The following is a 7,275-nucleotide window of genomic DNA, read 5'->3' as shown; positions in this document are numbered from 1 at the left end:
AGAGTCGGTCGCCGCCAGACCACCTAACCAGAGAGTTTTTCCACTTTTACCGCGGGGTGGAGCAGCCCGGTAGCTCGTCAGGCTCATAACCTGAAGGTCACAGGTTCAAATCCTGTCCCCGCATCCACTGATAGCGAACATAAAAGCCCGTCGCACACTTGCGACGGGCTTTTCGCGTTCCGGGGCACAAACACACCCTCTACCCCACTCGCTCGAAGCAACGCGCTCAACTCACCTAAAAGCTCAATGCAGCCGTTAGCGCTCACCTCGACACGGGCAATCAGCGCACGCGATGCCTCCAGAACCTCCCGCCCATCATCGCTCTCCAGGCTCGTGACGCGCGCCCCTCAGCCGCGCCCGCTGAATTGATTGGCCGGTCGCGGCAGGCCGAAATGGTCGCGCAGGGTGCTGCCGCTGTATTCGGTGCGGAACAGGCCGCGCCGGCGCAGCTCCGGCAGCACCATCTCGACGAAGCGATCGAAATCGACCGGCAGGTTCGGCGCCAGCAGATTGAAGCCGTCGCAGCCGCCTGAGGTGAACCACTCCTCGATGTGGTCGGCGATCTCGGTCGGGGTGCCGGCGAAGGTGTCGTGGCCGCGGCCGAACGCGATCTGCTGGATCAATTGCCGGATGGTGAGGTTTCCGCGCCTGGCCATCTCCACATAGACCTGGAAGCGGCTCTTGCCGCCGTTGATCTGCTCGATCGGCGGCAGTTCAGGCAGCGGGCCGTCCAGCGGGTAGCTGAACAGGTCGATGTTCATGTTCCTGGACAGCATGTGCAGGCCGTATTGCGGGATGATGTATTCGTTCAGCTCCTGCTGGCGCTCCTTCGCCTCGGCGGTGGTGCGGCCGATGATGGGTGCTAGGCCCGGCAGGATGCACAGCTGATCGGGCTTGCGGCCATAGCCTGCCATGCGGGCCTTCACATCCGTGTAGAAGGCCTGGGCGTCGGATAGCGTGTTCTGCGCCGTATAGATCGCCTCGGCGAAGCGCGCCGCGAATTCGCGGCCGTCATCCGAGGAGCCGGCCTGGACCAGCACCGGATAGCCCTGGGGCGGCCGGGGGAAATCCAGCGGGCCGCGGACACGGAAATGCGCGCCCTGGTGGTCTATGGCATGGACGCGACCGATATCGACGAAGCGCCCTGCCTTCCGGTCGGCGATCAGGGCCTCCTCCTCCCAGCTGTCCCACAGCGCCATCGCCACCTCCAGGAACTCGGTGGCGCGGGCATAGCGCTGGCTGTGCTGCAGATGGGTGTCATGGCCGAAGTTCTGGGCCGCGCGCTCGTTGCTGGAGGTGACGATGTTCCAGCCCGCCCGCCCCCTGCTGACCCGGTCGAGCGAGGCGAAGCGCCGGGCGATGTCATACGGCTCGCCATAGGTGGTGGAGGCGGTGCCGATGACGCCGATATGCGTGGTCACGGCCGCCACGGCCGCCAGCAGCGTCAGGGGCTCGAAGAAGTTGTTGAACGGGCCGAATTCGATGTTCGCGTTGATCGCCAGGGCGTCGGCGATGAAGACGGCGTCGAACTTCGCGGCCTCTGCTTTCTGGGCAAGCCCCTGATAATAGCCGATGTCCATCATGTCGGCCGGGTTGGTCTCGGGGTGGCGCCAGGCGGCCTCGTGGTGGCCGATGCCCTGGATGAACAGGTTGAGGTGAAGCTGGCGCTTGGCGGGGGTCATCGACGCGGTCCCTGCATGGATCATTCGGCCACCGGGAGCCCCGCGCCGGGCGGCGCACTCACGGAACGGCTGGGCCCCAGCCTATCGCGCCGGGCCCGTCGAGAAAGGATGCGCCCGGCGTGCTTGATCCGGGCATCCGGGCAAGCTGCCGCGCCGAGGCGCATGCAGGCGATCCTGCTGCTCACGCAGCGACCAGGATGGTCCGATGGAAAGGCGGAGATTCGGTCTCGTCCGCCCGGCCTTCAGGCGGAAGGCCGGCTCGCACCGGGCAGGGGGCCATGCCGCCCCCCGCCCGATCCAGCCCGATCACCAGCTGTAACGCAGCCCCGCCGTCACGCTGTGCGCCGTATAGCGGTCGGCCAGGCGCGTCTCGTAGCCGGCAAACGCGCTCAGTCGCGTTCCCGTCTCCAGCCGCGCCTGCACACCCGCCACCGCGCTGTCACGCGCGGTCGGCGCATTGCGCACCGAGAATCCGGCCCCGGGCAACGCCGCGAAGGACGCGCTCGCGCGCAGGCTCGTGTCCAGCATCTCGTGGTTCCAGCCCAGGCTGCCCACCGCCGTCACGGCATAGCGCTGATTGATCCGGAAGCGACGGTCGATCTGAACGCCCAGCTCCGTCTGCAGGCTGCCCAGCGACCGCCCGCCGACACGCAGGCCGGCCAGCCCCGCCTGGCTTTCCGTCACGCCGCGGTTCGACACGGAAACGCCGCGCAGCGTCAGGCTCGGCTCGATCCCCCAGCCATTCGCCTCGAAGCGGCGGCCGCCGCGCACGGACCCGCCCCAGCCGCCGCCCGTCACGGTGCCGCGCGCGTCCAGCCCATGTGCCCCCATGCTGCGGCGCATCCGGCCTTCCTCGAAGGCGCCGCCGAACTGCCCGTCCAGGAAGAAGCCCCGCAGCCCGATGCTGCCATAGGCCATCAGCTGCGCCGCCTGGCCGTTGTAATGGCCCAGCCCGGCGCTGGACACGTACTGGCTGCCGAAGGCCGCCGCCACGCCCACCCTCGCGCGGCCCAGCGCCGTATCGGCACCCAGCACCGCCCCGCCCGAGGAGGCATGATAGCCGGGCGTGCCGTCCCGGCCGCTGCCGATCCGGGAGAAATCGCCGCTGCCGCTCATCCACAGCGTCAGCCCGCGCGGGCCCTCGGCGGTCTGGCCGCGGCCGGTGGCCGCCGGGCCGCGGCGGGCCTGCATCTCACGCCCGATGACCGAGGACGCGGCGTAGAAGGCATCCCGCTGCGCCGCGATCGCATCGGCATACAGCAGCGGCGACATCTGCCCCAGCGCGAGCGGAATGCGATCCGCCGTCAGCCGGTACAGCGGCGCGAACAGCGCGGTCTCCGCCGCCGTCATCGCCGGGCCTGCCGCCGGGCGCAGCCGGTCCAGCGCGGCCCCGACCGGTACGGCCCAGCCCGCCAGGGCCTGCGTGCCGTACTGCGTGGGCGTCACCACCAGATCCACCGCATGGGTGCCATACAGCGCATCGAAACGCGTGCCGTCCGCCAGCCCCACCGGCTGCGTCAGCCCGGTGAAGGAACCCCGCACCCCGCCCTCGGCCGAGATGACGTTGAACGCCGTCCCGATGCCCGGCGTGTAGCTGTTCGTCGCGCTGCCCGTGATGCCCCGCAGCTTCGGCACCACCGTGCCGTTCAGCGTGACGGTGCCGTTGCCGCCTGTCAGGATCAGGCGGCTGTAGCTGCCGGCGCCGTTTCCCGTGCCGGTACCGTCGATGTCGAACTGCGCGGTTGAGCCCGCCGACATCACGACCGGCCCCGCCACCGTCAGCGTGCCCGGGCTGTTGCCCGGCGCGATGGTGCCGCCCGATGCCACCAGCACGCTGTTGCCGATGCTGCCCGTGCCGCGCAGCATGCCGTCCGCGTTCACCGTGACGGGTGAGACGAGCGAGCCGTTGATCGCCAGCGTGGCGCCGCTCTCGATCGTGGTGCTGCCGGTATAGGTGCTGGTGCCGCTGAACACGACGCGCCCATCCGTGCCGCTGTTCATGATGATGATGTTGCCGCCCGAGGTCGCATCGCTGAACGCGCCGCTGAAGGTGGCGGTACGGCCCGCCTGGTCGATCCGGTTGGACCTCGACGTATCCAGCGTGAAGTTCTGCGCATAGACCGCGCCGGTCTGGTCAAGCCGCAGCGTGCCGCCCTGGAAGGTGGGGTTGATCGTGCTGCCCAGCGCGGTGGTCAGCGCCGTGCTGCCCGCCAGGATGGAGGTGATGCAGCTGTTGACGCCCGAGAAGGCGGCGCAGCCCGGCCCGTTCATGCTGAAGTTGAAATAGTCGCCCGACTGCGTGCCGCCGATGTTGAAGGCGATCAGCACGCTGTAGGTCTGGCCCTCCGTCAGCACCAGGGAGGGGAAGGTGCCGCTGTAGGAGCCGGTGCCGTTGCTGATCAGCTGGCTGTAGAGGAAGTTCGAGATCGGCGTGGTCGGGGTGCCGGTGCTGTTGGGGCTGAACAGCCCCTGCAGGAAGAAGGTGGTGTTCACCACCGGGCCGGTCGTCACGGTGGCCGAATAGGTGCCGCTCTTGGTCACGGTGAAGGAGTAGAGCGCGTAGTTCCAGGCGAATGCGCTGGAATAGGCGCTGAAGCTCGTGTTCACCGTATTGGCGGGGGTGGGGATCGTGGGCGCCTGGGTGCCGGTCGTGCCGCTCCAGCCGCCGGAGAAGCTGATCGTGTCGGCCGGGGCCAGTACGGGCAGGCAGGCGAGGCCAAGGGCCAGCGCCGCCGCCTTCTTGCTGGAACGGCGACGACGGGCGGAAGATGAGCTGGACAATGCCGGACTACCTCAGTGGGTTGATGCTTGCCCCCAGATGCGCAGCGCGCGGTTAATGCCCGGTTCCCAGCCGCCGAGTCCGTGCCACACTCCGCCATCCGGATGAGGTCGGCGATGGAATTGAACGAAGCGGTGGCGGCGTCGGAAACCCTGGTGCAGCGCCTGCTGGACGGCGTGGCCGAGATCGGGCGCGACCCGCCGGGCATCACCCGCGACGCCTATGGCCCCGGTGAGAGCCGCGCCCATGCCCTGCTGGCCGAAACCGCGCGCGGCATGGGCATGGAGGTCTCGGTCGATGCCGGCGCCAACCTGTCCATGGTGTGGCGCGCGGCTGACCCGGCCGGCCCGCCGGTCATCATCGGCTCGCATCTCGACAGCGTGGTGCAGGCCGGCAATTTCGACGGCGCGGCGGGCGTCATCGCCGGCATGGGCGTGGTGGCCGCGCTGCAGGCAGCCGGTGTCCGCCCCCGGCATGACATCGAGGTGCTGGCCCTGCGCTGCGAGGAAGCGGTCTGGTTCGGCCTGGGCCTGATCGGCAGCCGCTGCCTGCTGGGCCGCCTGCCGGAGGGCGCGCTGGAACTGCGCCACGCCCGCACCGGGCTGACGCTGGCCGAGAGCATCGCGGCCTGCGGTGGCGACCCGTCAAAGTTGGGCGCGCCGCTGCGTGTCCCGGCCACCATCGGCGCCTATCTGGAGGCCCATATCGAGCAGGCGCCGCAGTTGATCGAGGCCGGATCACCCATCGGCATCTGCCTGGCCAATCCCGGCAATCTGCGCCACCCGCATATCCGCATCACCGGCGAGGAAGCCCATACCGGCCTGCCGCACCGCTTCCGCCGCGACGCGGCCCTGGCCGGTGCCGACCTGTCGCTGTCGCTGGAACGCCTGTGGCTGGCCGAGGAAGCCCAGGGCCGCCCCATGGCCGTCACCATCGGCCGATTCTTCACCCCCGCCGACCGCCACAGCCTGACCGCCGTTTCCGGCACCTTCGAGATGAGCCTGGACCTGCGCGCCTACAGCCCGGACCATCTGGCCGCGCTGGAACCGGCCCTGCATCGGGTGGTGGCGGAGGTGGAGGCGCGCCGGGGCGTGACCATCGACCTCGGCCCGCGCAGCGCGGCCGCCCCGGGCCCGATGGACCCCGGCCTGATCGAGGCGCTGGCCGCCGCGGCAGGGCAGGGGGTGCCACGGCTCAACAGCCCCGGAAGCCATGACGCCAATAACTTCGCGGCCAGCGGCGTGCCCACCGGCATGATCATGGTCCGAAACCGGAACGGCAGCCACAACCCGCATGAGGCCATGGACACCCCGGACCTGATGGCGGCCGTCGGCGTGATGGCCGAATGGCTGGCGACGCGGTAAGAAGGGGAAATCATGAAGAACACCCCCGAGATCTGGCGCCACGTCGACGCCAAGGCCCCCGACATGATCGCCCTCGCCGACCGCGTGTGGGACATGCCGGAGCCCCTCTACACCGAGTTCCGCTCCGCCGCCGAGCACACCGAGGAACTGAACCGCCAGGGCTTCCGCGTGCAGCAGGGCGTGGCCGGCATTCCCACCGCCATCATGGCCGAGGCCGGCGAGGAAGGCCCCGTCATCGCCATCCTGGGCGAATACGACGCCCTGCCCAGCCTGTCGCAGGAGGCCGGCATCGCCGAGCCGAAGCCCGTGGCGCACCACAACGGCTTCGGCCATGGCTGCGGCCACAATCTGCTGGGCGCCGGCGCCATGCTGGCCGCCACCGCCGTGAAGGACTGGCTGGCCGCCCGCGGCATCAAGGGGCGTGTCCGCTACTACGGCTGCCCGGCCGAGGAAGGCGGCGCAGCCAAGACCTTCATGGTGCGCGAGGGGCTATTCAAGGACGCCGACATCGCCATCACCTGGCATTCGCAGAGCTTCACCGAAGTGGCGCCCGCGGCCTCGCTCGCCAATTCCCGCGTGGACTTCACCTTCACCGGCCGCGCCAGCCATGCCGCCGCCGCCCCGCATCTGGGCCGCTCCGCGCTCGATGCGGTGGAGCTGATGAATGTCGGCGTGAACTACATGCGCGAGCACATGGATAGCGCGGCGCGCATCCACTACGCCTATCTGGATGCCGGCGGCGTGGCCCCCAATGTGGTGCAGCCGCGCGCCAAGGTGCGCTACTCCATCCGCCACCCCGACACACCCGGCATGCGCGCCGTGCTGGAGCGCGTGAAGAAGATCGCCCAGGGGGCGGCCCTGATGACCGAAACCACGGTGAAGGTCGACATCATCTCCGGCGTGTCGAACCTGATGGCGAACACCCCGCTTGAGGAAGCGATGCAGCAGCAGTTCGAGCTGCTGGGCCCGCCGGAATACTCCGACGCGGACCGCGAATACGCCCGCGCCATCCGCGCCACGCTCTCGGTCGAGGATATCCAGGCCGCCTTCCGCGCCGCCGGCCGCACCTACGACCCCGACATGGATTTGTGCGACCAGGTGCCGCCCCGCGACGCCCCGCGCCAGTTCATGATCGGGTCCACCGACGTCGGCGACGTGTCCTGGGTGGTGCCGCTGGTGCAGGCGCATGGCGCGACCTGCGCGGTCGGCACGCCGCTGCACAGCTGGCAGATGACGGCCCAGGGCAAGAGCGGCCACGCCCATGCCGGCATGGTGCATGTGGCCAAGATCATGGCCGCCACCGCCGTGGCGGCGATCGAGAACCCGGCGCTGATCGAGGCCGCCAAGGCGGATCTGGCGAAGCGGCTGGCGGGCACGCCGTATGACTGCCCGATCCCGGCGGAGAACATGCCGCCGCTGGATATGGCCAAGGGGTAAGCAGTCAGGGGCG

At 69.6% G+C, this 7,275-nt stretch carries 4 protein-coding genes and 1 tRNA gene; 3 read left to right on the top strand and 2 right to left on the bottom strand.

The window, feature by feature from the left end; translation table 11 throughout:
- The first annotated feature begins 50 nt into the window (after window positions 1-50).
- Window positions 51-127 (top strand) — tRNA-Met (locus tag EOD42_RS20370).
- 220 nt (window positions 128-347) lie between these two features.
- Here the strand turns inward: EOD42_RS20370 and EOD42_RS20365 are convergent.
- Complete coding sequence (locus EOD42_RS20365) at window positions 348-1,682, bottom strand: LLM class flavin-dependent oxidoreductase (protein WP_127789413.1); 1,335 nt, start codon at window positions 1,680-1,682, stop codon at window positions 348-350.
- A 306-nt stretch (window positions 1,683-1,988) separates the two neighbouring features.
- Entirely contained in the window at window positions 1,989-4,463 is a 2,475-nt protein-coding gene (locus EOD42_RS20360) for an autotransporter outer membrane beta-barrel domain-containing protein (protein WP_127789412.1), read from the bottom strand.
- Between the two features lie 114 nt (window positions 4,464-4,577).
- Here EOD42_RS20360 and EOD42_RS20355 point away from each other — a divergent pair, with 114 nt between their 5' ends.
- Together EOD42_RS20355 and EOD42_RS20350 are read left to right on the top strand one after the other, a co-directional pair.
- A complete protein-coding gene (locus EOD42_RS20355; protein ID WP_164868036.1) occupies window positions 4,578-5,825 on the top strand; it encodes a Zn-dependent hydrolase in 1,248 nt (415 codons plus the stop codon).
- 12 nt (window positions 5,826-5,837) lie between these two features.
- Window positions 5,838-7,262 carry a M20 family metallopeptidase gene (locus EOD42_RS20350; RefSeq protein ID WP_127789410.1) on the top strand — a complete coding sequence of 475 codons (1,425 nt, stop codon included), beginning with the start codon at window positions 5,838-5,840 and terminating at the stop codon, window positions 7,260-7,262.
- The last annotated feature ends 13 nt before the right edge of the window (window positions 7,263-7,275 follow it).

The sequence above is a fragment of the Rhodovarius crocodyli genome, assembly GCF_004005855.1.
Classification (GTDB): Bacteria; Pseudomonadota; Alphaproteobacteria; order Acetobacterales; family Acetobacteraceae; genus Rhodovarius; species Rhodovarius crocodyli.
This window is presented reverse-complemented; position numbering and strand designations above follow the sequence as displayed.

Coding starts and splice junctions, on each gene's coding strand:
- EOD42_RS20365 (WP_127789413.1), bottom strand. CDS start 1,682: ATGACCCCCGCCAAGCGCCAGCTTCACCTCAACCTGTTCATCCAGGGC.
- EOD42_RS20355 (WP_164868036.1), top strand. CDS start 4,578: ATGGAATTGAACGAAGCGGTGGCGGCGTCGGAAACCCTGGTGCAGCGC.
- EOD42_RS20350 (WP_127789410.1), top strand. CDS start 5,838: ATGAAGAACACCCCCGAGATCTGGCGCCACGTCGACGCCAAGGCCCCC.